This window comes from Corynebacterium sp. S5S1, from assembly GCF_001913985.1.
GTDB classification, from domain to species: Bacteria; Actinomycetota; Actinomycetes; order Mycobacteriales; family Mycobacteriaceae; genus Corynebacterium; species Corynebacterium marquesiae.
Genome location: NZ_MKXT01000005.1, coordinates 99,958 through 124,976, shown reverse-complemented (window position 1 = coordinate 124,976; position 25,019 = coordinate 99,958). Strand labels below are relative to the sequence as shown.

Here is a 25,019-nt window from a genome sequence, read left to right as displayed (position 1 = left end):
GTTTTTAGCGCAGAAAGCCTAGGTCCGTAGCGGCCGAGGCGAGCTGGCGCGCACCGCAGTCAAGGACGTTGGCCCAGGTGCCCTTGGATTCCTCATTGGCGGAATCGGAGACCTGCTTGAGCAGGGTGCAGGGCACCTCGAAGCGCTGGCATACTGCGGCGATGGAATAGCCTTCCATGTCGCACAGCTGCGATTTCTTGGCCAGCTCGGTGCGCAGGGCGGTATCGGAGACAAACATGTCGCCCGTGGCCAGTCCGCGCACCGGCAGGCGGCCGGAGGTCTCGAGCTCGATGGCCTCTGGCAGCAGGTAGCGGTTGATATCGGTAAGCACTTCTAACTTGAAGTCATGCTTGGTGACCTTGCCTATTTCGAAGACGCCAGCCATGCCGTCGACAAGCGCGCCGGCCGTGCCAATGTTGACCACGCGATCGGGAAGGGCGCCGTTAGCGCGGGCGTCGGCAAGAGCTTCCGTCAGCGCAATGGCCGCCGGAACCGTACCGATTCCGGTGATGAGCAGGGGTTCGCCTTCCGGAATGTGGGCGGCTTCCGCGTCCACAGCGGCGACGAAAAGGGTGCGTCCGTTGAGATTCTCCATGCCTGCGAGAATACCTGCCCGCCCTAGTCAAAGTTCAATGTGCGGTTCTTCTGACGCAGGCGAATCGTAATGTTTTTCTGGCCAGCGCCAAGGGCAATGATTTTCCCGCTGAGCACCCGGGCGACGGCCAGGTCTTCCTCCGTCGGTGCTTCGGCCGCGACCCGCGCCGTAGGCAGCCAAGCATCGTGCGGGTCTGGCGCGCCGAGGTGAATGAGCCGTTCGCGCTCCACGTCGATCCAATAGCCCTCCGTGGCCATGAAGCGATCGTGACTCCCCTCGAAGGAATCGCGGCGCCAGCCGCCCTCGGCCACGCGGAAGACAAAGGGGCAATAGCCAAAACGCGAAGGCACGATATAGCGCGTCTGGGGGCTGACGCGCCAATGGCCGCGCGCGGAGCTCCACACTTGGCGGTATGTATCGGCCAAGCTCATGCCCAGACGCAGGCGCTGCTGCCTGTCTTCGTCCAACCCGGCACCATCTACCTGGGTGTTTAGCTCCCCGAGCCGCGTGGCATCGGCCACGTACATGCCCAGCCACGCTTCCTCCGGAGTGGTGTACGGGCCGGTGATATCACGGTGGAAGGAATCCGGCACAGCTCTTTCCGCGTCCTGGGGCAGGCGCTGGCGGGCGGCAAAGGCCCACAGGCGCGGATGCCCCATGCGGTACAGCATCACCGTCGCCCGCGGCAGGCGGTCGTGCACCTGCTGGCGCGTCAGATAATCACCCGCGCTAATGCGTCGGAGCAGCCGCTTAGCGACGTCCCCCTCTACCTGCTGCTCCACTCCCGGCGCGACCTCCATCTCCGGTAACTGGCTAAGCAACATCAGATCGATGATGTCCCCCAGGTCAAAGACCTTGCTCAAGTCCGTCTGTGCTTCAGATCCAAAAGCCTCAATTGCGTCATAGCCCAAGGCACCGCCCAAACGGCGGATGAGATCCGGGGACACGCTCACCCGGTTGCGAGTTGCATGTAATTCCGCAGCATTGAGATTGCGCTCCAAGCCCACGAGGGCTCCTTTCTCCCCCTCATCGGGGATTTAATTCTTGGTCATGCTTGGGATTAAGCCGGACATTGGCCTTTGTGGACTTCTTTCATTGCGTCCCTTTCGCGGAGCAAGAACATTGTTAAGAAGCCTTCCTAGGGGATTTGGGAACTCTCCGCTTCGCCACCGTTGATTCTCCGTCTCCCAACAGATGACAACCTTAATCCTTAAGGGTTACATCGTGAAAGATTCATTACGTTGCAAATACCCCTTTCATAGTCCGACTCGAGAGAATTCTTGCAACTCATATGGCTACAGTATGACACGGAATGATTCTTAACCATTCCCTCTTCTTTCGCATTTCTCTCTCTGGACAGCGCACAAAGGAGCATTGCCTTTGAACGACAAGAATTCTTGGGGTTCATCAGATTCAACCCCATATTCAGATTCGTACGAATCTGCCTCCCCTGTACAGGACTCCGGTACTGGAACAAACACTAACTCTTCAGGCAAAGGCAAGCGCACCGCAATTATTGTCGTTGCCGTCCTAACCGTTATCGCGCTAATCAGCGGAGGTGCCTGGGCGCTAACGGGAAACAAGAATTCTGATGGTTCGAGCAGCGCTGAACCGAATTTTCATTCTCAAGAGAACAACAGCGAGGAAACCACTAAACAGGCGACTTCTGAAAAAGAATCCACGCCCGAGGAGAAAGCTAAGACTACACAAGCTAAGGGCGCTAGCACTGGACCTTCCACAGAGGAAAAGTGTGGAACGTTAGCCAACAACCTAATGGACGTTCCAATTGGCACGCTTCAGCTGTTTTGCGATGGCACCTGGCTTTACATGGCCCAAAAGCAATCCTCAAATTATGGACTGTTCTACTGGACCGATAATGAGTGGAAGTTGTACCGGTCTGACAATACCACTGGAGACTCCGTCAATCAGTGCTACGACAAGGGCAAGTTGGACACGGCTGGCGCCCCGAAGGAGCTGACCAACCAGCTCCAACTCTGCGATGCACAGCAAACGCAAACTCCAAAGGTTCGCGACACGCCCATTACCGCTGAGGAGGAATTTCCGCCAGAAGATTATTGGTACGGCGAATGCGATGGCAGCTACGTACTCATCGCGGAATCGGTCATCATCCCGCCGGCAACTGATCCGATTTCTGAGCCCTACCGAGTGCACAAGAAGTACCCAGGCTCCAAGATCATCCGGGGCAGCGCATGTAGTTCCCTGCGCAGCCGCACTGAAAGCGGCTCTGTCTATGCCATTATCTACGAAGCCGGCCACAGCGTGGACAAGGTCTGCGAGCTCAAGGCCAAGTATGGCGGTAATGCCCGTTCCCTCAATAATGACGCGGATTTCTCTGACCCCTGCTAACCCCGATTCCGCGTTCGATTCCCTGTCACTCCCCTTCTGCTGCGTTGTCTCCCTACACCCGATACAACGCAGCGTGCACCCCTTTGACTTTTCATCTACCGCCTCAATTTGAAAGCAATACCTTATGCCTAAATCATCTGCCCACCTAGGCCGTATAATCATTGCAGCGAGTGCGACGCTCATTAGTTTCTCCCTGGCTTCCTGCGATGACGAAACTTCGCATACAACCGCGCAGGAGTTTTCAGTTGAGTCGACGACAATGTCCTCTACAGAAGAAAACAGCGATGCCAAGCTGGAAGAATCACCCATTGACTCTACTGCGACGGAAGAAGAACCTACTCGGCCGGTGCCTCCGAACGTCGTGATGGATGACGAGCAGCCAAGCCCGGAAGCCGACACCGCCTCGTCGTGTGGTGCAGCTGATGCCCAAACGGCATTCTCCGAGGGAGTATCCCAAGTCGCTCCATGGGGCACCATCGGGTGGGAGCTTTTCGATTCCTCAGGCTACGATCCCTGTGCATCTCTATCGTGGGAAACGCTGATGGTTGAGGGAGGAACTAGTTCTTCACCGTTCCACATCATGTTGTTTAACCATGGCGAATACTTAGGCACCGCAACGGCAAAGCCCTATGGATTCGCCCCCACTATTGAGCGCGTGAGTGACTCCGAGATCGCGGTAACCTACCACTGGCCACGCGAAGGTGAAGGCAACGCGAACCGCTCCGGTACGACTGACGCTGGCTTCCGCTGGGATGAAGGCCAGCAAAAGGTCATCATGTCCGGCGACGTACCGCCAACGGGATAGAAAGTCTAGGATCGTCATTCCGGCTTTTCTTGGCCAGCGTTGTTGCTATTCTCGGGTTTGACTCGGCTTCCTGCTAATAGTCCTGCGAAAGGAAACTCGACCATGCTAAACAGCCTCGACCGTTTCTTGCTTCAACTGCGTTCCGCAGCAGCAGTGACTAGCGCCGGTGTTCTCTGCCTTTCCTTAGCAGCCTGTGAAAGTAATTCTGCGGATCCAGAAGATTCGCCTTCTTTCTCTGCTGCAAAGGAAAACGCTCCCGAAGCGGATCAAGTTACCTCTTCCACCGACGAAAGTACTGAAGAAAAGTCCGCACGAAAGACCACTACCGTAGTCGAAGCCCCTCCAGAGAAAAAGCAGCAAGAGAGCACACTAAGGCGCGGTGAAGACAATGGTGGCTCTTCTGAGTGCAGCTCTGACAATGACGAGAGTGCCTATGAAAAGGCAATCGCTCAGGTCGAACCATATCCAGGACTTGATAGTCCGTGGAAGCCTTTTGACTCCAATTTTGACCCGTGCGCAGCTCTTTCGTGGATAACCGTCACGCTTGAAGGAGCGACCGCTTCCTCGCCTTACCACATCCTGCTTTTCCACAATGGCGAATACCTAGGAACGGCCACCGCCAAGGCATACGGGTTTTCGCCAAAGGTCAGCCGAGTGGATGATTCCGAGATTGCAGTAACCTACCGCTGGCCAAAGGAGGGTGAGGGCAACGCTGAAGCATCGGGGACAACACAAGCCGGCTTCCGTTGGGATGAAGGTGCACAAAAGGTAGTCATGTCCGGCGACGTTCCGCCTATGCAATAGTTCGATGTAAAACAAGCACGTTTCGCTAAACTGTCACCAGTTTGGCGGCGAAACGTGCTTGTTTTGCGCGCTGCGTGACGCCAAGCGGCGGTCCGGGATTCGCAGGAGTGTGCGGAAGCCAAGAAATGGCCGCGTTCTAGGCTTTCGCGGGGAGCCAGAAGCGGTTATCGTGGCCACAACGTAGCCGAAGGAGAGATAGGGATGAGCGAGAAGACGTTTCAGCAGAAATTCGGGGCTTTCGCGCTGATGGCGGCGATTGTCCTGCTGATCGTGAACTTAACCGTAGTAGGGCCTACGGTGTTCGGTATCTCCACGCCGCTGCTCCTCGGAATCACGGGCATCATAATGATGCGCAATGAGAGAAGCAGCAGCGGCGCACAGGATGACTAACGCAGGCGGTGGCCTACGAAGCCGGCGGCAAGCGTGTTGCCGGAGGATTGATCGATGAGCAGGAAGTTGCCCACCGCACCGCGGGCGGCGTAGTTCTCGACGGGGAGCTCGGCCTGGGTCTGGATAGTGATGTGGGCGATGTCGTTCATGGCGACGGACTCGGGATCTTCCACATCGGAAACGCCATCAAGATCCAGGGTGCGGGTGACAGCGGCGACGCGGGCCTTAACCAGGGAGGATCCGTAGCGCAGCTTGAGCATCTGGCCGGGCTTGATGTCCTTTTCGGTCAGGCCTACAACGGTGGCGTCGAATTCGCGGGTGGCCGCGGGGCGTTGGGAGCCGGCGATGAGATCGCCGCGGGCGAGATCGATATCGTCGGCAAGCAGGAGCGTCACGGAGTCGCCGGTGGCGGCGGAGTCGGCCGGACTGTCAGCAGTGTCGATCTGGGTGATGGTGCTGGTGCGGCCCTCGGGAAGGCCAACCTCATCGCCTACCGAGATGGAGCCGGCCTTCACGCGGCCGGCGTAGCCGCGGTAATCGGAGGCATGCTCACGGATGACGTACTGGATGGGGAAACGGAAATCCAGCTCATCGGCGCGGCCGGTGGCCACAGGGACGGTCTCGAGAACCTCGAGGACGGTCGGGCCGGTGTACCACTCCATGGTGGCGGAGCGCTCGACCACGTTATCGCCCTTGAGCGCGGAAATCGGCACCACGGTGGTATCGGTGATACCCAGGCGGGTGGCGATCTGGTTGAACTCGGACTCGATATCGCGGAAAACCTGCTCGTCATAGTCCACCAGGTCAATCTTGTTCACCGCGAGGACCACATGGCGCACGCCCAGGAGGGCGGCGACATTGAGGTGGCGGCGGGTTTGTTCGACAACGCCATGGCGGGCGTCGATAAGAAGCACCACCACCTGGGAGGTGGACATGCCAGTGACCGTATTACGGGTGTACTGCACGTGGCCGGGGGTATCGGCGAGGATGAAGGTGCGCTTATCCGTGGCGAAGTAGCGATAGGCCACGTCGATGGTAATGCCCTGCTCGCGCTCGGCACGCAGGCCGTCAACAAGCAGGGAAAGGTCCATGCCGTCAAAGCCGCGGTCGGTAGAGGTGCGCTCCATGGACTCGACCTGGTCGGCAAGAACAGACTTGGTGTCATAGAGCAGGCGGCCGACGAAGGTGGACTTGCCGTCATCAACGGAGCCGGCGGTGCACAGGCGCAGGGTATCGCGCTGCTTGAGGGCGCCGACATTCGGCGCGAGGGTCGTGGTCATCAGAAGTAGCCTTCCTTCTTGCGGTCCTCCATGGCGGACTCGGAAAGTTTGTCATCGGCGCGGGTGGCGCCGCGCTCGGAAAGGGTGGAAATGGAGATCTCCGCGAGCACCTCGTCCGGGGTCGCTGCGGTAGATTCCACGGCGCCGGTGCAGGACATATCGCCCACGGTGCGGTAGCGCACGGTGCGGGTTTCCAGCTCCTCCCCCTCGGCCGGGCCGCCCCATTCACCAGGCGCTAGCCACATGCCATTGCGCTTGAATACCTCGCGCTCATGCGAGTAGTAAATGGAGGGCAGCTCCAGTTCGCGGGCGCCGATGTATTCCCAAATATCGGACTCGGTCCAGTTGGAGATGGGGAAGACGCGGACGTTTTCGCCGGCCATCTTGCCGCCGTTGTATAGATCCCATAGCTCGGGGCGCTGGCGACGGGGATCCCAGCCGCCGAAGGAATCGCGGATGGAGAAGATGCGCTCCTTGGCGCGGGCGCGCTCCTCATCGCGGCGAGCGCCACCGCAGACGGCGTCGTACTCACGCTCGGCGATGGTCTCTACCAGCGGCACGGACTGCAGCGGGTTGCGGGTACCATCGGGACGCTCCTGGAGGTCGCCGCGGTCAATCCAGTCCTGGACGCGGGCGACGTGCAAGCGAGCGCCGGATTCTTCCACGAGGCGGTCGCGGAAATCGATGACCTCGGGGAAGTTGTGGCCGGTATCGACATGGAGCAGCTCAAACGGCACCGTGGCTGGGGCGAAGGCGCGGCGGGCTAGCTCGAAGACAACGACGGAGTCCTTGCCGCCGGAAAAGAGGATGCCTACCTTGTCGAACTGCCCGGCCACCTCGCGCAGGATGTGGATGGACTCGTTTTCTAGGTCTTTTAAGTGTGGAGAAAGTGTGCTCATTATTCGTGTAACCCGCATTCTGTCTTGCCGTCTGCAAATACGCGCCCGGACCGGGCATCCTCGCCTTCGCCAACCGGGAAGGTCAGCGGGGCGCAGCCGATGGAGCGGTATCCCTGCAGGGTGAGTGGGTGGGTGATGAGGTCGTTGTCCGCGATATAGCGGTCCGTATCGTCCAGATCCCAGGTGATGATGGGAGAGATCTTCAGCCGTCCGGTGCGGTCGAGGCTCAGCGCTGGGGCGGTGGCGCGGTGTTCGGAATCGGCGCGGCGCAGGCCGGTGACCCAGCCAGCATATGGGTCCATCGCCATATTCAGCGGCTCGACCTTGCGCATGCGGTTATAGGCCGCGGTATCGCGAGCGTAGAGGCGCGGACCATACACCTCGTCTTGCTCTTCCGGGGTGAGCAAAGGCAGCACGCGAACAAGTGGGAGGTCCGGGTAGCGCTTTTCTACCTCGTCGGCTACCTGCAGGGTTTCCTGGAAGTGCCAGCCGGTATCGATGAAAAGCAGGTCTGCATCGAGCCCAGCACGGTGGGCAAGCTCAGCCAAGACCGTATTTTCCATGGACATGGTCATGGCCAAGCGGCCGGGTGCGTGCTCGGCGGCCCATTCGGTAATGGTTTCCGCTGAGGCGTCATAAAGCTTATCCGCCCACTGGTCCACCAATTGCTGGTTGCGCGCGGCTACCTCGGCGTCCAGCGGCGCGGTATCGCGCGTGCCTTCCGGGGAGATGCTGGGGTCGCGGTAGTTCTTGCCACCGTCCAGCAGGTTCGTCGTTGGGTTCATGCCGTCACACATTAGGCAAAAGCCCAAGGCGGTGCAGGAGATTGTGCGCGAAAAGCCGCTGAGCTTGGCGGGAGGTGCGAATAAAAAGTTTCCAATCCGTACCAAGCGGACTAGATTTACAGACAAGACAGTCTATTGCGGGCGTCCGCGCCCCGCACAAGGAGGCACTTTCATGCAGCGTATAGCAATCATCGGGGAGGGCCCGGCAGCCCTATCCACCGCCGAGAAGCTTGTCAGCGCTGGCATGTGTGTGGACCTCATTACCCAATGCACCGCACCATTCGGTCTACTCCGCCGCTTTGCTGGCCTCGCAGGCGTGCTTTCCGACGCCGTCTCAGGATCCCACTGCGGCCCCGGCACCACTCCCCGCTTGCGCCTTATCGGCAACGTGCGGGTAGGACCAGACGGCGACATCACGCAGAACGAAATCCACCACTTGGCCGCCTCTGGCAATCGCGAGCTACTCATATTGGAGCTCAAGGCTCGCGGCGTGGCCGTCACCACATGGGAAGGCCTATGCGCCCCACCGCAGGATTTTGAAGACTGGCGCAGCGTCATCACCCGCGCACAGCTGGCTCACGTGGGGATTTAGCAGCAATTACCGACTAGCGCCCCACCCACCACCGGTATAAACTTGCACGGCTACCCAGCCACGGCAAGGAAAGGGGCGCGAGTCCATGGATCTGGTTCGCATTCTCATTACACGGTCGGCGCCGTATACGCCGTATTTCATCGCGGTACTTGTCCTGCAGGCCTTGTCAACAGCTGCCACGCTGTACCTTCCATCGCTTAATGCCAAGATCATCGATGAAGGTGTGTCTCAGGGCGATGTGGACTTCATCTGGCGCACCGGCGGTATCATGCTGGCCGTAGCCTTTGCCCAAGTCATCACCGCCATCGGCGCAGTTTGGTGCGGCAGCCGCACCGCCATGGGCGTCGGCCGAGATCTACGCGGCGAGGTCTTCCGCCACGTTAATTCCCTGTCCACTGAGGACATGAGCCGTTTTGGCACACCTACGCTTATTACCCGCGGCACCAATGACGTCCAGCAGGTGCAAATGGTCTATATGATGATGCTGAACTTCATGGTGACCGCACCCATCATGTCCATCGGCGGCATCATCATGGCCGTGCGCGAAGACGCCGGCTTGTCCTGGCTAGTGTGGGTATCCGTGGCGGTTTTGCTCGGTACCATCTCCGTTATCATTTCCCGCCTCATGCCGCTCTTCCGTTCCATGCAGGACAAGCTGGATTCCATCAATGGCACCCTGCGCGAGCAGATCACCGGCATCCGCGTGGTGCGTGCCTTCGTGCGCGAGGCCTATGAGTCCGAGCGCTTTACCGAAGAAAATAAGAACATCACCCGCCTGTCCTTGAACATCGGCCGGCTTTTCGTGGTGATGTTCCCGCTCATTACGGTGATCCTCAACGTGGCCACGGGCGCGGTCCTGTGGTTTGGCGGTCACCGCGTGGATGAGGGCTTAGTCAACGTCGGCTCGCTCACCGCATTCCTGCAGTACCTGCTGCAGATTCTGGCGGCGGTCATGATGGGCACCTTCATGGCGATGATGCTGCCGCGCGCCATTATCTGTGCCCGCCGCATCACCGAGGTGCTCCAGCACGAGCCCTCCATTACTCCACCCAGCTCCACCACCTCTCCGGAGACCTGCGTGGGCACGGTGGAATTTCGCAATGTGGGCTTTTCCTATGCCGGTGCGGATGCGCCGGTGCTAGAAGACATTTCCTTTACCGCTCAGCCCGGCACCACTACCGCCATCATCGGTTCAACGGGCTCGGGCAAGACCACCCTGGTTTCCCTCATCCCACGCCTGTACGTCCCCACCGAGGGCCAGGTGCTTATCGACGCCACCCCTACCACCTCCCTGGCCCGCCAGGACATCGTCCAGCGCGTCTCCCTCGTCCCGCAGAAGGCTTACCTTTTTAGCGGCACGGTGGCCTCTAACCTGCGCTTGGGCCGCCCCGAAGCCACCGATGAAGAGCTCTGGGAGGCGCTGCGCGTGGCCCAAGCTGACTTCGTTGAGGACCTAGATATGCCCATATCTCAAGGCGGCACGAATGTCTCCGGCGGCCAGCGCCAGCGCCTGTCTATCGCGCGCATGCTTGTTGCCCGCCCACTGGTCTACCTCTTCGATGATTCCTTCTCCGCGCTGGACGTGGCCACCGATGCCAAGGTGCGGGCGGCAATGCGCGCCTCGTTTGCCGAGCGCGAAAAGCCGGTGACCAGCATTATCGTCGCCCAGCGCGTGGCATCCATTCGGGATGCCGACCAAATCCTAGTGCTGGACGCCGGCCGCATCGTTGACCGCGGCACCCACGAGGAACTCCTGGGCCGCTGCTCGGTCTACCAAGAAATCGTTGATTCCCAAGAAACCGCCGGTGTGGCAGGGGGCGAAAACTAATGGCTGAAAACACCACCTCTACCGCCGAGTCCACGGATGCCGGTTTTGATCCGATGGGCGGCTCCGCACCCCGTCAGGCCAAGAATTTCTGGCCCTCCACCAAACGCCTTTTCTCCCTGCTTGCTCCCTTCAAGCGCCGCCTGTGGGCCGTCGCGGCAATGAACATAGTCTGCATCTTCTTGGCCGTGGTAGCCCCGAAGATCATGGGCAAGGCCATGGACGTCATCTTTGCCGGCGTCATTTCGCGCAACCTGCCCTCTAATATTTCCGCCGAGCAAGCCATTGCGGGCATGCGCGCTGAGGGCCAGGACCGCTTTGCGGATATGGCTTCCGCGATGGACTTCATCCCCGGTGAAGGCATCGATTTTAAGCACCTGGGCACGCTCATCATCACCGTGATCGCGATGTACATCGTCTCCTCTGGCTTCCAGTGGTGGCAGGGAGCCATCCTCAACAAGTTAAGCATGGATATCGTGTTTGACCTGCGCGAGCGCGTGGAGGCGAAGATTAATGCGCTGCCTCTCAACTACTTTGATTCCCAGCAGCGCGGCGATATCCTCTCACGTACCACCAATGACATCGACAACATGCAGCAGGCCCTGCAGGAGGCGCTATCGCAGCTGTTTTATGACGCGCTGCTGGTCATTGGCATCACCATCATGATGTTCAGCGTCTCCTGGCAGCTCGCTCTGGTGGCCCTCCTGTCCCTGCCGCTTACCGGTCTAGTTATCGGCGTCATCGGTAGCCGCTCGCAGCGCCAGTTCACAACGCAATGGCGCTCCACCGGTCAGCTCAACGGCCAGGTAGAAGAATCGTTCTCCGGCCACGACCTAGCCATCGTCTTCGGCCGTACCGAGGCCATGACGGAGGAATTCGACAAGCGCAATGAGGAGCTCTACCGCTCCGCAGCTAAGGCCCAGTTCCTGTCCGGCATCATGATGCCCATCATGCAATTCCTGTCCTACCTGTCTTATGTGGCCATTGCGATCCTGGGTGGTCTGCGCGTGGCCAATGGCCACATGACACTGGGCGCTGCCACTGCCTTCATCCAATACTCCCGTGAGTTCAATCAGCCGTTAGGCCAGCTCGGCGGCATGATGCAGCAGGTGCAATCCGGCGTGGCCTCGGCCGAGCGCGTCTTTGAGCTTCTCGACGCCGAAGAGCAAGCCCCCGACACCACCGACGAGGACCTTCCCGGCCGCGCCCAAGGACTCGTGGAGTTCCAAGGCGTTGACTTCTCCTACGCAAAGGATAAAGAGCTCATCACCGGCCTCAACCTGCGCGTGGAGCCCGGCCAAACCGCGGCCATTGTCGGCCCCACCGGTGCCGGCAAGACCACCCTGGTCAACCTACTCATGCGCTTCTATGAGCTAGATGGCGGTCAGATTCGCATTGATGGGCACGATATCGCCCGTATGCCTCGCCATACCCTGCGTTCCCAGGTGGGCATGGTGCTCCAGGACGCCGTGCTCTTCAAGGGCTCGATCCTGGAGAACATCCGCTACGGCCGCTTGGATGCGACGGACGAAGAAGTCATCGCTGCGGCAAAGGCGACCTATGTGGACCGCTTCGTGCACGCGCTGCCCGATGGCTACGACACCATCATCGACCAAGACGGCGGTGCTATCTCGGCCGGCGAGCGCCAACTCATCACCATTGCCCGCGCCTTCTTGGCCCAGCCCGCGCTGCTCATCCTTGATGAGGCCACCTCTTCGGTCGATACCCGTACCGAGGTCCTCGTCCAAGAGGCGATGAACGCGCTACGCGCGGACCGCACCTCCTTCGTCATTGCCCACCGTTTGTCCACCATTCGCGATGCTGACCTCATCCTCGTCATGGAAAACGGCACCATCGTGGAACAAGGCTCGCACGACGATCTCCTTGCGGCCCAAGGCGCATACTGGCGCCTGCATCAGTCCCAGTTCGCTCAAGGGTAGGTCTTCGCCGGCGGTGAGCTACTCCAGCCCTACCGTCACGGTCGGCGCACTGAAGTGAGCACCCTTGAGGTTCACCAGCTCAAGGGTGACATCGCGCAGCTCGAGATGGTCCATGACTACATCGGGCACTTCCGCATCGGGGACGGGGTGAGCCTCTGGAATACCAAGTTTGTCCAACACGGCATTGATATCGTCGCGGCTTAAATCGATTTCCGCCCGGGGTGCAGAAACCTTACCCACTGCCGGGGTGGCCTTAAGCTCGGTAGCCATAATGGTCACCGGTCCGCCGCGTACCCCGGTGGTGTCCCCTCCCGTGGTTAGCATGCCATCGCCATAGCGGCCAGGCAGCGTGATCCCAAGGTTGTCGATGTCGAGGTTCTCGCCCTTCAGCTCCAGGACCCGCACATCACCGCTGGCGGTGGGGAAAGTACCCAAGGACACGGTGACACTCTTCGTCAGCGTCACCGTATCCGCGAAGACGGTACTGAAGTACGGAACCGCCGGGGCGTCTTGTGCATTAACCCGTTCGGAACCGCTCACACCGCACACGACCAAGGCACAGGTGAGTACAGCCAAGCAGCTACGCGCCGCCCGCGGCATCGCCCTCGTCATTGCTCTGCTGCTCCCTTGGCGCGGCGCTTTTTCTCACCTGGCTGCCACGCAAAGGTAAAGGCCCCGCCAATGATGCCGAGCAGGGAGCCGATGATGAAGCCGCCCAAATTGGACGTCGGCAAGGCGATAATGGCCACGATGATGCCTAGCACACCGACATAATTCGAGGTTGCCGGCTGGAACCACGCACCAAGGCCGAACATGGCTAGCAAGACGCCGATAAGCAGCGTAGATACGCCAGAAATAGTGGAGATCATGACCAAAAGGTCAGAGATCCGGATGGTGATATAGGCCGGCGCGGCAATGATGATGCCGGACAAAATGAGCAACAGTCCGGGAAGGAAGGGCCGGCCGTTGCGCCAGCGGCGGAAGCGCCGCCACAGGCTGGGCTTAGATTCCTCCTCGCCCGTTGCCTCCGCCACCGGGAGGGTCTGCGTGTCTTCCGTGGTCGACTCAGCAGCCATTATCCGAACCCCTCCGCACCGTTACTCCGACGTTCTTGGCAGAAAGGCGCTGTGCACCCACGGAGGTGGCCTTTACATCATCCGCTTTGAGGGAGACCTGCTTGGAATACAGGCCCCACGCGCCAGGATCCGCGGTATCGCTGAGCTGATTCGCATCGATACCCACGTTGACATCCTGCATCACCAAGGAGCCATCCACGTCGGTCGCACCGACCAGCAGGCTATCGGACTCCACGCTGCCCTCGCCCTCAGCCTTCAACGCTAGGGTGGCCTCCCCACCAACGCCGGGTACCTTCGGAACTGTCACGGAAAGGCAGAGATCTGAGACCTTGGCATGGTCCAGCTTGATGCGCGCGACAGGAAGGTGCTCTTCGGCCTTTTGATCATCATCAACAAAAAGCGAAAAGCCCTCTCCATCCAAGTGCCCCATGGTGATCTTGAAAAAGCTACCGGAAAGGGCCAGGTTCGCGGTCAAGCCGCCCTGCGCCACGGCGAATCCAGTAACACCAAAGGCAGCAAGGCCTGCGGTCAAGGCCACCGCGGCCTTGGTGATATTTGTTTTGCCCATGGCGGTTTGCCCTTTCTGCGGCGGTCTAGGTCCTCTTCTTGGCGGGTTCGGCCACGCTGCGGCCACCAGCACTGGCTATACTCCGCCGCCGTGCACAGCACGTTTAGCAGAATATGGCGGCCGAGTTTCTCATCTTGACAGTGTACAGCCCACCCCGCCGTGATACCGCACTGAATGCAGACTCTCTGATTTCCACCCCTAGGCTTTAAGGTAGATAACAACGTGGAGCATCAGTATTAAAGGAGCACGCATGACCACCGTGTTCGGTTGGATAGCTATAGCCGCATCGATTCCGGTGTGGCTGTACTTTTTCACCCGCGTATGGGCCCTCTTTAAGTTCATCCGCTCCGGCGGACCTAGCCAGCTCAAGCGCACCGATAATATAGGCAAGCGTTTATGGCGCGTTATTGCAGAGGTCTTTGGCCATTCCCACTTCAAGGGCAAACCTCTGATTAATGCCGCCCACTGGTTGGTGATGGTGGGATTCCTTTTCGGCATCCTGGTGTGGTTTGAGGCCTATATCCAAACCTTCGCACCGAATAAGGGCTGGCCGTGGCTCAGCCACTGGCCGGTCTACCACTTCGTTGAGGAAATCTTGGGCATCGCGACGGTCCTACATCGGCGTGCGCCTCAAGCTTGGCGATACCGAGCGGGGCAGCCGCTTCTTCAACTCCCAGACCGCCTCGGCGCGCTGGGTAGAGTTCATTGTCTTTTCTGAGGGACTCGGCATGATCCTGGTGAAATCCACCAAGATCGCCACCTACGGCGGCGGCTCCGCCTGGGCGGATTTCTTGAGCATCCACTTGGCCAAGCTCTTCCCCGAATCCCCGGCGTTGGTGAGCTTTTTCGCCCTGTTCAAGCTGCTATCCGGCATGCTGTTTATCGTCTTCATTTCCCGCAATTTCCAGTGGGGCGTGATGTGGCACCGCTTCACCAGCTTTTTCAATATTTTCTTCCAGCGCAACGCCACCGGTGAAAAGGCATTGCAAGAACTGCCCACTCCAGACTTGGAAGAAGACATCACCCCGGGTAGTTGGAAGATGTTGCTGGATTCCACCTCCTGTACTGAGTGTGGCCGCTGCCAAGAACTATGCCCGGCGTGGAATACCGAAAAGCCGCTGAGCCCCAAAAAGGTCATGATGGACCTGCGCCAGGGCGCACTGGATAACTACAACCCTCACGAGGGCGTGGATGTACTGTCCATGGCCGGCGTTATCGATGATGACGTGCTGTGGTCTTGTACTAACTGCGGTGCGTGCGTGGATCAGTGCCCAACCGATATTGAGCACATCGACCACATTGCGGACCTGCGCCGTTTCAAGGTACTTGCGGAATCGGACTTCCCTTCCGAGCTCACCGGCCTGTTTAAGAATATGGAAAACAAGGGCAATCCATGGGGCCGGAATAATTCTGAGCGCCGCGCCTGGATCGATGAGGCCCGCGCCGATGGCATCGACGTCCCCATCATTGGTGAAGACGAGGCCGATTTCTCCGATATGGAATACCTGCTCTGGGTGGGCTGCGCTGGCGCTTATGATGACGATGGCCGCCGCACCACCCGCGCCGTTGTAGACCTGCTGCATACCGCAGGCGTGAAGTTTGGCGTGCTCTCCACGGGTGAGACCTGTACGGGTGACCCTGCCCGCCGCGCCGGCAACGAGTTCCTCTTCCAGATGATGGCGCAGCAAAACGTAGAAACCCTCAACAACGCCTTCGACGGTGTGCCAGAGGGCCAGCGCAAGATCATCACCACCTGCCCACACTGCTTTAACACCATCCGCAACGAGTACCCAGACTTTGACGGGCATTTCGACGTCTTCCACCACACCCAGCTGCTTAACCGCCTGGTCCGCGAGGGCTTGCTCAAGCCGGTTCCGCGCACACCGGAGAATCGCAAGCCCATTACCTACCACGATCCGTGCTTCCTCGGCCGCCACAATAAGGTATTCGATCCTCCGCGCGAGCTGCTCGAGGCCACCGGCGTGGAGCTGCGCGAGATGGACAAGAACCGCGATGAAGCCTTCTGCTGTGGCGCCGGCGGCGCCCGCATGTTCATGGAGGAAAAGCTCGGCACCCGCATCAATGACTTCCGCACCGAGCAGGCTTTGGAGACCGGCGCGGAAGAAATCGCCACCGGTTGCCCCTTCTGCAATGTCATGATGACCGGCGGCGTGAAGTCCTTGGCGCAGGATTCCGCCCCCACCCCCAAGGTCAATGACGTGGCGGTTATGCTGCGCAATTCCATCTCCCTCGACGAGTCCGGCACCCTCCCTGAGCCCCATCCCAAGGCGTTCCTTGCTACCCCCGTCCGCCACCAGAAGTCCGCGGGCGCCACTGACGCCCCGCTTGCCGACGCCCCTACTTCCGCCACCCCAAATACCACCCACACCCCAGATGCATCGGCACCAGCGCCAGCCCCCGCCGCTCCTGCAGCACCTGCCGCACCCGCAGCGCCGGCTGCACCGCAGACTCCTGCAGCACCGAGTGCACCCACCCCTCCAAGTGCTCCAGCAGCACCTACGCCACAGGCACCAGCCGCTCCAACACTGCCAAGCGCACCCACAACGCCCGCGGCCCCGGCGGCACCAACTGCGCCACAAGCTCCCCAGCCACCAGCGGCACCAGCTGCTCCCGCTGCGCCGAGCGCTCCTACCCCGCCAAGTGCCCCGACAGCACCTGCACCCAAGGCACCAGCAGCTCCAACACCGCCTAGCGCACCCACAACGCCCGCGGCACCGGCCGCACCAGCTGCACCGCAAGCTCCCCAAGCACCGGCAGCACCAGCTGCTCCCGCTGCACCGAGCGCACCCACCCCGCCAAGTGCCCCAGCAGCACCTGCACCCAAGGCACCAGCCGCACCGACGCCGCCTGCAGCGCCAGCAGCTCCGGCAGCACCAACGCCGCCGGCAGCCCCGAAACCTCCACAGGCTCCTGCTGCGCCCACGCCGCCAAAGGCTGAGCCGCCAGCCGCACCGACCCCGCCAGCACCTCCGGCGGCTCCGGCACCGCCGGCGTCGGAAAGCGTGCCAAAGCCACCTGAATCTGAGTAGGCGCGCGGGGGCATTGGTGCGTACGCTGTAGTCCATGCATTTTAATGCGGGACTCCCCACCGATGCCCTGCTGCTGGCGGCAGGCGCAACCGAAAATACAAATTCCCTCGTCTCTTTCGCTTGGATTATGGCCGCGGCGCTACTCGCGCCGCTGGTCTCTTATATGCTGGGCTACCGCTTGCCCTCGGTAGCTCTGCTGCTGATTTTCGGCATGATTATTGGCCCTTCCGTCCTCGACCTCGCGGCCGAGGACGAAGGAATCGAAATGCTCAAGGAACTCGGCGTGGGCGCGCTGTTCCTCCTCGCCGGCTTTGAGATTCAAATCTCTACCCTCAAAACCAAAGAAGCCGGAACGGCACTATCTACCTGGATTATCTGTGCCCTCGCCTGTGGCGTGGGCGCCTACTTCTTGGTGGATAACGTGCCAGGTGCCATCGTCGTCGCCTTGGCGCTGACATCAACGGCGCTGGGCACGCTCACGCCGATGCTGAAACAGGACCGCATTCTGGGTACCAAGGTGGGCAACTCCGTGATGATTCACGGTGCCATTGGTGAGGTCGCCCCCATTACCGCAATGGCGCTACTGCTGGGTACTCGTTCCACGCTGACGACGATGATCATTTTGTTGTTCTTCATCATCATCGCCGTTGCCGTCGCCGTCATGCCAGCGGCCATCGCCTCGGCCATCCCTTGGGTGAAGACCGCTTTTATCTCTGGTGCGGGCTCAACCAACCAAACGATTCTGCGTCTAATCATCCTTATTCTGGCCATTCTTATGGCCGTTACCGCAGTCTTTGAACTCGATATTGTGCTCGGTGCCTTTGCTGCCGGCATCATCTTGAACCGCATTATCCCGGATGAATTCCACCGCCGCCTAGAGCACCGGCTCGATGTGGTGTTTTATTCGATGCTTATTCCAGTCTTCTTTGTGGTCTCTGGCATGAGCATTAGCTGGGATACCATCGCTCATAATCCGTGGAAGGTACTGGGCATTCCAGCTCTCATCTTGGTGACCCGTGGCCTGCCCGTCTTCTTGCGCGAAAATGTTGGGCATACCGGATCTGATATTGAAACCTTCCGCGAGCGCCTCCAAGTAAGTTTGTATTCCGCCACCGGTCTGCCAATCATCGTGGCGGTAACGTCCCTGGCGGTCAATTCCGGGATCATGGAGGCCGAGAATGCCTCGATCTTCGTCTCCGGTGGAGCGCTTACCGTCGCCATCTTCCCCTTCTTGGCCAGCCTGGTGGGCGGAAACCAGCAAGAAAAGAAGGACGAGAAGACCCCTGACGCTGAATCCAAGGACCTATAGGCTGCGTTCGCTGAGAGCACGTCCCTGGAAGGGAAGAATTTTCCTAAACTGGAAAACGTGAGTAATAACTTTGGTTCTTCCCCCATCAATCGGACTTTGCGCCTGTCCGATTCCGAGCGCAACGATGCCATCAATGACCTCGCCCGCGCCGTGGGTGAAGGCCGGTTAACCATGGAGGAGTTCGAGGACCGCTCGGACGACGTCATGCGCGCCAGCACCCACCAAGACCTCGTGCCCGTCTTCCAAGACATTCCGGCGCGTGGTTCCCACGAGGTCAAGATTTATTCCCGGGGAGACGTCACCCGTGCGCATAATGCAGGCAAGAAACCGAAGTTTGCGACTGCCCTTTCCGGCTCTGTGGTGCTTGCAGTAGCAAGCCCCACGCTGATCTTCTTGAGCGCTACCATGAGCAACCCATGGCTACTGTTAGGTGGCGTCACGGCAGCCGCCCTCATTCCAATTTTGTGGATCATGCTCTACATCGCCAAGGTAGGCCCCTCCTCGTGGCATGCACCATCCGCACGCCAGATTGAGCGGCAGCAGCTGCGTGAGATTCGCGCTCTCACGGCGCATGAGCGCGCGCAGCAAAAAATGATCGAAGAAAAGATGTGGGCCGAGCGCCGTATGCAAGCTGGCGAAATTACCGGCCAAGCCATGGATCTGGCCAAGCGGAAGTTCAGCGAGTGGAATAAAAAATAGTCATCGCCGGTGTTGAAGCATTTTGTGTCGCTGTGAATCGTGGCACAATATTCCCATGACTTCTCCCAAACACCGCATCTTTGACCAATCCGACAAACTCAAGGGCGTCGCGTATGACATCCGCGGCGAGGTCTCTGCGGAAGCGGAACGCATGGAGCTCGATGGCCACACCATCTTGAAACTCAACACCGGCAACCCTGCCGTCTTCGGCTTCGAGGCACCCGATGTCATCATGCGCGATATGATCGCCGCCCTGCCTACTTCCCAGGGCTATTCCACCTCCAAGGGAATCATTCCTGCCCGTCGCTCCATCGTTACCCGCTACGAGCTGGAGGATTTTCCACCCTTCGATATCAACGATGTCTTCTTGGGCAATGGCGTCTCCGAACTCATCAGCATGACCACCCAGGCGCTGCTTAATAATGGCGATGAGGTTCTCATCCCGGCACCGGATTATCCGCTGTGGACCGCAGCTACTTCCTTGGCAGGCGGCACCCCAGTGCACTACCTGTGCGATGAGGAGGATGACTGGAATCCATCTATCGAGGACATCGAGTCCAAGATTACGGATAAAACCAAGGCCATTGTGGTCATCAACCCGAATAACCCAACGGGTGCTGTCTACTCGCGCGAAGTTTTGCAGAAGATTGTGAACATCGCCCGCGAGCATAACCTGCTCATCTTGGCCGATGAGATCTATGACCGCATTCTTTACGACGGCGCGAAGCACATCTCCATCGCTTCGCTCGCCCCGGACCTGCTCACCATCACATTTAATGGCTTGTCCAAGGCCTACCGCGTGTGTGGCTACCGCGCTGGTTGGATGGTGCTCACCGGTCCTAAGCACCACGCCCGTGGCTTCATCGAGGGATTGGAGCTTCTGGCCGGAACGCGGCTGTGCCCGAATGTGCCAGCGCAGCACGCTATCCAGGTGGCGCTAGGTGGCCGGCAGTCCATCTACGAGCTCACCGGTACCGGCGGGCGCCTTTTGCGCCAGCGCAATATTGCCTATGAAAAGCTCAATGAGATTCCCGGCGTTTCCGCGGTAAAGCCTATGGGCTCGCTCTACCTCTTCCCGCGCTTGGATCCGAATGTGTATGAAATCCATGATGATGCCAAACTCATGCTGGATATTTTGAAGGCGGAAAAGATCCTCATGGTGCAGGGAACTGGCTTCAACTGGCCGAACCCGGATCACTTCCGCGTGGTGACGCTGCCGTGGGCATCCCAAATCGAAAACGCCATTGAGCGCCTAGGTAACTTCCTAGTGAGCTACAAGCAGTAGTTTCCCACCAGTTGCTAACGATAGTGATAATCCATAACAATATGGTGCATGGGAAGACATTCTGCGGGACCTAAATCTCAGCCGACCCCTAGTTCATGGCGTCGGCTCTCTGCTTCGATAACTCAGCATCCATGGCGATTAACTTTGCTCGGTGTGCTCGTCACAGCGCTTATTGCCACCATTGCGGGCATGGCATTGCTGTGGCCTCAGAGTCCAGCTTCCGAGCACACCTCCACTGAGTTTCAGCAAACCTATGCCCTCAACCACCCACAGGTGGAGGGCACGGTCGATACGACAGACCACTCGGCTTGCCAATCGGAACTTACTGGGCAGGCCTTCGATACGCCGCCACTTATTCCTGGGACTGAGGAAGTGCAGTGCGACCGTGCCCTAGTCAACATCACCTCCGGCGAGGACGAAGGACGCATGACCCAATTGGTCACCTACGGCAATGCCGGCGATCCGCAGCTTAAACCGGGCGACAACATTGTTCTTTCCAAGGCTAATGACCCTTCCGGTGCTGTGTCCTATGCTTTCGCTGATTATCAGCGCACCGGAAACCTAGCTCTGTGGGCAGTTATCGTGGCCGTCGTCATTATCGCTTTTGCGGCCTGGCATGGCGTGCGCGCCCTTATCGGTTTGGCGCTCAGCCTCGGCGTGATCTTTGCGTTCCTCGTCCCCGCTCTTATCGACGCCCATAGCCCCCTCTGGTCCGCCCTTGTCGCCTGTTCCGCCATCATCCTGTTCGCCGTTCCTCTTGTCCACGGCCTGAATTGGAAATCGGCATCGGCGGTGGGCGGCTCCCTTATCGCTCTCATTCTTGCAGCAGCGTTAGCGTGGGCCGCTATCGATAGTTCACAGCTACAAGGCTATAGTTCCGAGGACAACCTGAAGCTACTTCTTTATATGCCCAACGTGTCCATCGTGGGCGTGCTCTTATGCGGTTTTGTGGTCGGTGCCTTGGGCAGCCTTGCCGACGCCGCCGTGGCCCAAGCATCCACCATTACCGAACTCCACGGAGCGGACCCTGATGCTCGCCCTTCACAGCTTTTCCTCTCCGCAATGAAGGTGGGCCGCGACCATATTGCCTCAATGGTTTATACGCTAATTCTGACCTATACCGGTGCGACCTTGCCACTGCTCATGTTGATCACCGCAGCGGAGCGCCCCGCAGGCCAGATTTTAAGCAGCGATCTCGTCGCAACGGAGCTGCTGCGTTCCGGAGTAGGTGCGATGGCATTGACCCTCGCGGTTCCCATCACTACAGCCATTGCAGCTTTCACAGTGCCACAGCGCGCACAATCTTAGGGCCCTTATGCAGAAGGCTGAGCAGCGCAATAATCACGCTGCTCAGCCTTTGTATCTCAGAAGTAGAGGACCTAGAGGGTGCGCCCCAAGGCCTCGACCTTCCAGCCCGCCTGCTGCCAGTCTGCGACAGGCAGCACATTGCGGCCATCGATAATGTGCTTATTGTCCACAAGCTGGCCCGCCTGCTGCGGATCCAATTCTTTGAACTGCTTCCACTCGGTAGCCAAAATCACCAGTTCAGCCTCGCGCAGGGCATCGTCAGTGTCCGCGGCGTAATCCAAGGTTGGGAATACCTTCTTGGCGTTGTCCATGCCTTCTGGGTCATAGACGGTTACTGCCGCGCCAGCCAGCGACAGGGAACCGGCTACGGCAAGGGCGGGCGAATCGCGCACGTCATCGGAATTCGGCTTAAACGCACAGCCCAATACGGTCACGCGGTGGCCAAGCAGGGAGCCATTGAAGGCTTCCTTGGCAAGGTCCACCACGCGGTCACGGCGGCGCATATTGATAGCATCCACCTCACGCAGGAAGGTCAGCGCCTGGTCGGCGCCAAGCTCGCCAGCACGGGCCATGAAGGCGCGAATATCCTTGGGCAGGCAGCCGCCACCAAAGCCGAGGCCGGCGCCAAGGAACTTGCGGCCGATGCGCTCGTCGAGCCCAATGGCGTCGGCAAGAGCGGTAACGTCCGCGCCTGCAATCTCGCAGATCTCAGAAACGGCGTTGATAAAGGAAATCTTGGTGGCCAGGAACGCATTAGCGGAGACCTTGACCAGCTCGGCGGTCTGCCAATCCGTCACGATGAATGGGGTGTCCTGCGATAGCGGCTGAGCATAAACCTCGCGCGCTACCTCTTCGGCACGGCTTTCGCCCTCGCGCACACCGAGAACGATGCGGTCTGGGGTGATGGTGTCCTTGACGGCATACCCCTCACGCAGGAACTCCGGGTTCCATGCGATTTCCACGGTGGTGCCTTCTGGGGCAAGCTCATTGGCTAGCTCTTGGAGCTCTGCAGCCGTTCCCACCGGAACGGTGGACTTACCAAAGATGATGTGATCGCCCTTGAGCTTGGGCACCAGATCCGTGATGACGGCCTTCACGTAGGTCATATCCGCTGCGTAGGAACCGCGGCGCTGCGGGGTACCTACGCCCAAAAAGTGCAGGTTGCCGAACGCGGCTGCTTCTTCATAGTCCGTGCTGAAGTCAAGACGGCCGGCCTCGATATTGCGCTCGAGAACCTCCGGTAGGCCCGGTTCATAGAACGGAACCTTGCCCGATTTAAGAGCGGAAATTTTATTGTCATCTACGTCCACGCCTAGTACTTCATGGCCAAGCTCGGCCATGCAGGCAGCATGGGTTGCACCCAAGTATCCGGTGCCGATTACAGTCATACGCATAAAGCCCCATATTAGAGGCTCTATGTGAATGCCGGTTTAAGCCTATCGAAAATTCAGGTAAGACTTCGATGGCGTCGGTCCGCGCTGACCCTGGTACTTCGAGCCCAGCGAGCCGGTGCCATATGGGCTTTCCGCTGGTGAAGTCATCTTGAAGATAGCCAGCTGCCCCACCTTCATGCCCGGCCACAGGGCGATGGGCAGGTTGGCGGTATTAGAAAGCTCGAGCGTGATGTGACCGGAAAAACCTGGATCAATAAAGCCCGCGGTGGAGTGGGTCAACAATCCTAAACGGCCGAGGGAAGACTTGCCTTCCAAGCGGCCGGCCAAGTCTGCCGGCAGGGTGAATTTTTCCAGCGTGGCACCCAGCACGAACTCGCCTGGGTGCAGGATGAAGGACTGATCTTCTTCTACTTCCACCAAGGTGGTGAGATCCGGCATTTCCTCTTTGGGGTCAATATGCGTGTACCGCGAGTTATTGAAGACCCGGAAGTACTTATCCAAGCGCACGTCTACGGACGAGGGCTGGATAAGCTCACTGTCGAAGGGCTCGATGCCCAGTTCTTCGGCGTCGATGGCGGAACGGATATCACGATCTGAAAGAAGCACGGCCCCAATTCTACTCATGTCTAAGACCAAGGTGTATAGTAGGCCGGAGCGCACAAGTGCGCTGTGCCGACGTAGTTTAATGGTAGAACTGCAGCTTCCCAAGCTGCTAGCGCGGGTTCGATTCCCGTCGTCGGCTCCACTTGTTTTCCCATTTCATGGACTAATTTCATACCTACAGGATGGACCATGACAGCCCCTATCTTCACGCCTAAAACCACAGCGGATCTTCGCGCTGAGCGTGAGCATGTACTTCAAGATCTTGCGCCCCGCACAATCGATGAGCTCCACGAACAGCGCGCGGTTGATCAAATCTTGGTCATCGACGAGGCAACTCTGAATCGGTATGAAGCCCTGTGCTTTGTTATCGGCGACTAGACAGACACGTTTTCTCTCAGAGCTACATCTTCCCTAGCCTGAGATTCAAAAACTACCCCCACGCCAATACCAGGACGCACCGCAACAGACCCCACACAGGAAGGACACAATGGGCAAGCAGGAACCAGCGGAAAACACCGACGCAGCCAAGAAAAAAGGCACCAACCACAACGCCATCATCGCGTTGATCCTGATTCTCGTCGGCCTTGGCGTCCTGCTCTACCCCGTCGTAGCCACGCAATGGAATAACTACAACCAGTCCCGCGCCGCGGAAGAGTACGCAAAGCTCGAAAAACAAGCCCCGCCTGAGGTTCTGCACACCGCGTGGGAGGAAGCACAAGCCTACAACGCCGGGTTGGGCCAAATCAGCATTGGCGACGCGTGGACCACCACCGATAACGAAGACTCCCCCGAGTACCAGCGCTACCGCCAGTACCTGTCGGTATTGTCTGAGACCGATGCCATGGGTCGTATCGTCATCCCCTCTATCGATTCCGATCTGCCCATTTATCACGGCACCTCAGAAAAAGCACTCTCCCGCGGCGCTGGCCACCTCTACGGCACGGACCTACCTGTCGGCGGCGTAGGTGATGGCGAGGGTCGGCACGCAGCACTTTCCGCCCACACAGGCCTACAAAATGCCACGCTGTGGGACAACCTCACCAAGGTCAAGAAGGGCGATGCTTTCTACATCGCCGCCGGCGGCGAGAAGCTCAAATACGAGGTACACGATATTCGGGTCGTCGAGCCTGCGGACACCAGCTTGCTCCACCGTGAGCCAGGCCAGGACCTCGTTACGCTCATTACCTGCACCCCCTACGGTGTAAATACCCACCGCTTGCTCGTCACCGGCCACCGAGTGCCAATGGATCCGGAAGACGAGGCCGCATTCAACAGCTCTGGTATTCACTGGCAGTGGTGGATGTGGGCCATCCTGGCTGCCACTGCCATCATCGTGCTTCTGCTCATCTACTGGTGGCGCAAATATGTCAGCAACGCCAAGGACACCGCGCTTGACGACGACCCGCAAGACTCCTAACCGCCAATGAACATGCAATAAGGCCCGC

General features: G+C 59.2%; 23 protein-coding genes, 1 tRNA gene and 1 pseudogene. 15 read left to right on the top strand and 10 right to left on the bottom strand.

Annotation, left to right across the window (positions count from 1 at the left end):
- Positions 1-4 precede the first annotated feature (4 nt).
- Positions 5-595: a nucleosidase gene (locus BKN05_RS03080; RefSeq protein WP_286687926.1), complete on the bottom strand. Its 591-nt coding sequence runs from the start codon at positions 593-595 to the stop codon at positions 5-7.
- 23 nt (positions 596-618) lie between these two features.
- Positions 619-1,602, bottom strand: coding sequence for a hypothetical protein (locus tag BKN05_RS03075; protein ID WP_286687925.1), 984 nt, complete (start codon positions 1,600-1,602; stop codon positions 619-621).
- Positions 1,603-2,368: 766 nt separating this feature from the next.
- Between BKN05_RS03075 and BKN05_RS03070 the strand changes: the two genes are divergently transcribed.
- From BKN05_RS03070 to BKN05_RS03055, 4 genes are all read left to right on the top strand, one after another.
- Complete coding sequence (locus tag BKN05_RS03070; RefSeq protein WP_286687924.1) at positions 2,369-2,962, top strand: hypothetical protein; 594 nt, start codon at positions 2,369-2,371, stop codon at positions 2,960-2,962.
- 124 nt (positions 2,963-3,086) lie between these two features.
- Complete coding sequence (locus BKN05_RS03065; protein ID WP_286687923.1) at positions 3,087-3,767, top strand: LppP/LprE family lipoprotein; 681 nt, start codon at positions 3,087-3,089, stop codon at positions 3,765-3,767.
- Positions 3,768-3,869: 102 nt separating this feature from the next.
- The gene (locus tag BKN05_RS03060) at positions 3,870-4,571 is read left to right on the top strand and encodes an LppP/LprE family lipoprotein (RefSeq protein ID WP_286687922.1); all 702 of its coding nucleotides are present in this window, start codon (positions 3,870-3,872) and stop codon (positions 4,569-4,571) included.
- Between the two features lie 201 nt (positions 4,572-4,772).
- On the top strand, positions 4,773-4,961 hold the full coding sequence (locus tag BKN05_RS03055; RefSeq protein ID WP_286687921.1) for a hypothetical protein: 189 nt from the start codon (positions 4,773-4,775) through the stop codon (positions 4,959-4,961).
- Here the strand turns inward: BKN05_RS03055 and BKN05_RS03050 are convergent.
- The 3 genes from BKN05_RS03050 to BKN05_RS03040 are packed head-to-tail and all read right to left on the bottom strand — an operon-like array spanning position 4,958 to position 7,925.
- Complete coding sequence (locus BKN05_RS03050; RefSeq protein WP_286687920.1) at positions 4,958-6,241, bottom strand: sulfate adenylyltransferase subunit 1; 1,284 nt, start codon at positions 6,239-6,241, stop codon at positions 4,958-4,960. The two genes, BKN05_RS03055 and BKN05_RS03050, sit on opposite strands and share 4 nt — an antisense overlap.
- On the bottom strand, positions 6,241-7,140 hold the full coding sequence (cysD, locus tag BKN05_RS03045) for a sulfate adenylyltransferase subunit CysD (protein ID WP_286687919.1): 900 nt from the start codon (positions 7,138-7,140) through the stop codon (positions 6,241-6,243). The genes BKN05_RS03050 and cysD overlap by 1 nt, the downstream gene beginning before the upstream one ends.
- Positions 7,140-7,925 carry a phosphoadenylyl-sulfate reductase gene (locus BKN05_RS03040; RefSeq protein ID WP_286687918.1) on the bottom strand — a complete coding sequence of 262 codons (786 nt, stop codon included), beginning with the start codon at positions 7,923-7,925 and terminating at the stop codon, positions 7,140-7,142. Before BKN05_RS03040 ends, cysD begins: the two co-directional genes overlap by 1 nt.
- A gap of 172 nt (positions 7,926-8,097) precedes the next feature.
- On the opposite strand from BKN05_RS03040, the gene BKN05_RS03035 reads away from it, so the two are divergent.
- From BKN05_RS03035 to BKN05_RS03025, 3 genes are all read left to right on the top strand, one after another.
- On the top strand, positions 8,098-8,517 hold the full coding sequence (locus tag BKN05_RS03035) for a methylenetetrahydrofolate--tRNA-(uracil-5-)-methyltransferase (protein ID WP_286687917.1): 420 nt from the start codon (positions 8,098-8,100) through the stop codon (positions 8,515-8,517).
- 85 nt (positions 8,518-8,602) lie between these two features.
- Positions 8,603-10,345 (top strand): ABC transporter ATP-binding protein, encoded by a 1,743-nt coding sequence (locus BKN05_RS03030; protein WP_286687916.1) that lies wholly within the window; start codon positions 8,603-8,605, stop codon positions 10,343-10,345.
- Positions 10,345-12,282 (top strand): ABC transporter ATP-binding protein, encoded by a 1,938-nt coding sequence (locus tag BKN05_RS03025; RefSeq protein ID WP_286687915.1) that lies wholly within the window; start codon positions 10,345-10,347, stop codon positions 12,280-12,282. The genes BKN05_RS03030 and BKN05_RS03025 overlap by 1 nt, the downstream gene beginning before the upstream one ends.
- Positions 12,283-12,300: 18 nt before the next feature.
- Here BKN05_RS03025 and BKN05_RS03020 read toward each other — a convergent pair whose 3' ends face one another.
- Genes BKN05_RS03020 through BKN05_RS03010 form a run of 3 tightly spaced genes read right to left on the bottom strand, consistent with a single transcriptional unit; the run spans position 12,301 to position 13,926 of the window.
- A complete protein-coding gene (locus tag BKN05_RS03020) occupies positions 12,301-12,894 on the bottom strand; it encodes a hypothetical protein (RefSeq protein WP_286687914.1) in 594 nt (197 codons plus the stop codon).
- Positions 12,891-13,358 (bottom strand): DUF6114 domain-containing protein, encoded by a 468-nt coding sequence (locus BKN05_RS03015; protein WP_286687913.1) that lies wholly within the window; start codon positions 13,356-13,358, stop codon positions 12,891-12,893. The genes BKN05_RS03020 and BKN05_RS03015 overlap by 4 nt, the downstream gene beginning before the upstream one ends.
- Positions 13,348-13,926, bottom strand: coding sequence for a DUF6230 family protein (locus BKN05_RS03010; RefSeq protein WP_179387067.1), 579 nt, complete (start codon positions 13,924-13,926; stop codon positions 13,348-13,350). The genes BKN05_RS03015 and BKN05_RS03010 overlap by 11 nt, the downstream gene beginning before the upstream one ends.
- 250 nt (positions 13,927-14,176) lie before the next feature.
- Between BKN05_RS03010 and BKN05_RS03005 the strand changes: the two are divergent.
- The 5 genes and pseudogenes from BKN05_RS03005 (at position 14,177) to BKN05_RS02985 (ending at position 21,577) form a co-directional block, all read left to right on the top strand.
- Positions 14,177-16,976, top strand: a pseudogene (locus tag BKN05_RS03005) ((Fe-S)-binding protein).
- Between the two features lie 34 nt (positions 16,977-17,010).
- Positions 17,011-18,285, top strand: a complete 1,275-nt coding sequence (locus tag BKN05_RS03000) for a cation:proton antiporter (protein WP_286687912.1) — start codon at positions 17,011-17,013, stop codon at positions 18,283-18,285.
- A gap of 96 nt (positions 18,286-18,381) precedes the next feature.
- A complete protein-coding gene (locus tag BKN05_RS02995) occupies positions 18,382-18,984 on the top strand; it encodes a DUF1707 domain-containing protein (RefSeq protein ID WP_394372003.1) in 603 nt (200 codons plus the stop codon).
- A 55-nt stretch (positions 18,985-19,039) separates the two neighbouring features.
- A complete protein-coding gene (locus BKN05_RS02990) occupies positions 19,040-20,269 on the top strand; it encodes a pyridoxal phosphate-dependent aminotransferase (protein ID WP_005329397.1) in 1,230 nt (409 codons plus the stop codon).
- A 144-nt stretch (positions 20,270-20,413) separates the two neighbouring features.
- Complete coding sequence (locus BKN05_RS02985) at positions 20,414-21,577, top strand: YibE/F family protein (RefSeq protein WP_286687910.1); 1,164 nt, start codon at positions 20,414-20,416, stop codon at positions 21,575-21,577.
- 71 nt (positions 21,578-21,648) lie between these two features.
- Here the strand turns inward: BKN05_RS02985 and BKN05_RS02980 are convergent, their stop codons facing one another.
- Positions 21,649-22,971 carry a UDP-glucose dehydrogenase family protein gene (locus BKN05_RS02980; protein ID WP_005329402.1) on the bottom strand — a complete coding sequence of 441 codons (1,323 nt, stop codon included), beginning with the start codon at positions 22,969-22,971 and terminating at the stop codon, positions 21,649-21,651.
- 42 nt (positions 22,972-23,013) lie between these two features.
- On the bottom strand, positions 23,014-23,577 hold the full coding sequence (gene dcd / locus BKN05_RS02975) for a dCTP deaminase (RefSeq protein ID WP_286687909.1): 564 nt from the start codon (positions 23,575-23,577) through the stop codon (positions 23,014-23,016).
- Between the two features lie 65 nt (positions 23,578-23,642).
- Between dcd and BKN05_RS02970 the strand changes: the two genes are divergently transcribed.
- From BKN05_RS02970 to BKN05_RS02960, 3 genes are all read left to right on the top strand, one after another.
- Positions 23,643-23,716 (top strand) — tRNA-Gly (locus BKN05_RS02970).
- Positions 23,717-23,763: 47 nt separating this feature from the next.
- Positions 23,764-23,952, top strand: coding sequence for a hypothetical protein (locus tag BKN05_RS02965; protein WP_005325457.1), 189 nt, complete (start codon positions 23,764-23,766; stop codon positions 23,950-23,952).
- A gap of 109 nt (positions 23,953-24,061) precedes the next feature.
- Positions 24,062-24,991, top strand: a complete 930-nt coding sequence (locus BKN05_RS02960; RefSeq protein ID WP_049378965.1) for a class C sortase — start codon at positions 24,062-24,064, stop codon at positions 24,989-24,991.
- Positions 24,992-25,019: the final 28 nt, after the last annotated feature.

Bases quoted from the DNA above. Each gene is read 5' to 3' on its own strand.
- BKN05_RS03080 (WP_286687926.1), bottom strand. From the start codon at position 595: ATGGAGAATCTCAACGGACGCACCCTTTTCGTCGCCGCTGTGGACGCG.
- BKN05_RS03070 (WP_286687924.1), top strand. From the start codon at position 2,369: ATGGACGTTCCAATTGGCACGCTTCAGCTGTTTTGCGATGGCACCTGG.
- BKN05_RS03065 (WP_286687923.1), top strand. From the start codon at position 3,087: ATGCCTAAATCATCTGCCCACCTAGGCCGTATAATCATTGCAGCGAGT.
- BKN05_RS03060 (WP_286687922.1), top strand. From the start codon at position 3,870: ATGCTAAACAGCCTCGACCGTTTCTTGCTTCAACTGCGTTCCGCAGCA.
- BKN05_RS03055 (WP_286687921.1), top strand. From the start codon at position 4,773: ATGAGCGAGAAGACGTTTCAGCAGAAATTCGGGGCTTTCGCGCTGATG.
- BKN05_RS03050 (WP_286687920.1), bottom strand. From the start codon at position 6,241: ATGACCACGACCCTCGCGCCGAATGTCGGCGCCCTCAAGCAGCGCGAT.
- cysD (WP_286687919.1), bottom strand. From the start codon at position 7,140: ATGAGCACACTTTCTCCACACTTAAAAGACCTAGAAAACGAGTCCATC.
- BKN05_RS03040 (WP_286687918.1), bottom strand. From the start codon at position 7,925: ATGAACCCAACGACGAACCTGCTGGACGGTGGCAAGAACTACCGCGAC.
- BKN05_RS03035 (WP_286687917.1), top strand. From the start codon at position 8,098: ATGCAGCGTATAGCAATCATCGGGGAGGGCCCGGCAGCCCTATCCACC.
- BKN05_RS03030 (WP_286687916.1), top strand. From the start codon at position 8,603: ATGGATCTGGTTCGCATTCTCATTACACGGTCGGCGCCGTATACGCCG.
- BKN05_RS03025 (WP_286687915.1), top strand. From the start codon at position 10,345: ATGGCTGAAAACACCACCTCTACCGCCGAGTCCACGGATGCCGGTTTT.
- BKN05_RS03020 (WP_286687914.1), bottom strand. From the start codon at position 12,894: ATGACGAGGGCGATGCCGCGGGCGGCGCGTAGCTGCTTGGCTGTACTC.
- BKN05_RS03015 (WP_286687913.1), bottom strand. From the start codon at position 13,358: ATGGCTGCTGAGTCGACCACGGAAGACACGCAGACCCTCCCGGTGGCG.
- BKN05_RS03010 (WP_179387067.1), bottom strand. From the start codon at position 13,926: ATGGGCAAAACAAATATCACCAAGGCCGCGGTGGCCTTGACCGCAGGC.
- BKN05_RS03000 (WP_286687912.1), top strand. From the start codon at position 17,011: ATGCATTTTAATGCGGGACTCCCCACCGATGCCCTGCTGCTGGCGGCA.
- BKN05_RS02990 (WP_005329397.1), top strand. From the start codon at position 19,040: ATGACTTCTCCCAAACACCGCATCTTTGACCAATCCGACAAACTCAAG.
- BKN05_RS02980 (WP_005329402.1), bottom strand. From the start codon at position 22,971: ATGCGTATGACTGTAATCGGCACCGGATACTTGGGTGCAACCCATGCT.
- BKN05_RS02965 (WP_005325457.1), top strand. From the start codon at position 23,764: ATGACAGCCCCTATCTTCACGCCTAAAACCACAGCGGATCTTCGCGCT.
- BKN05_RS02960 (WP_049378965.1), top strand. From the start codon at position 24,062: ATGGGCAAGCAGGAACCAGCGGAAAACACCGACGCAGCCAAGAAAAAA.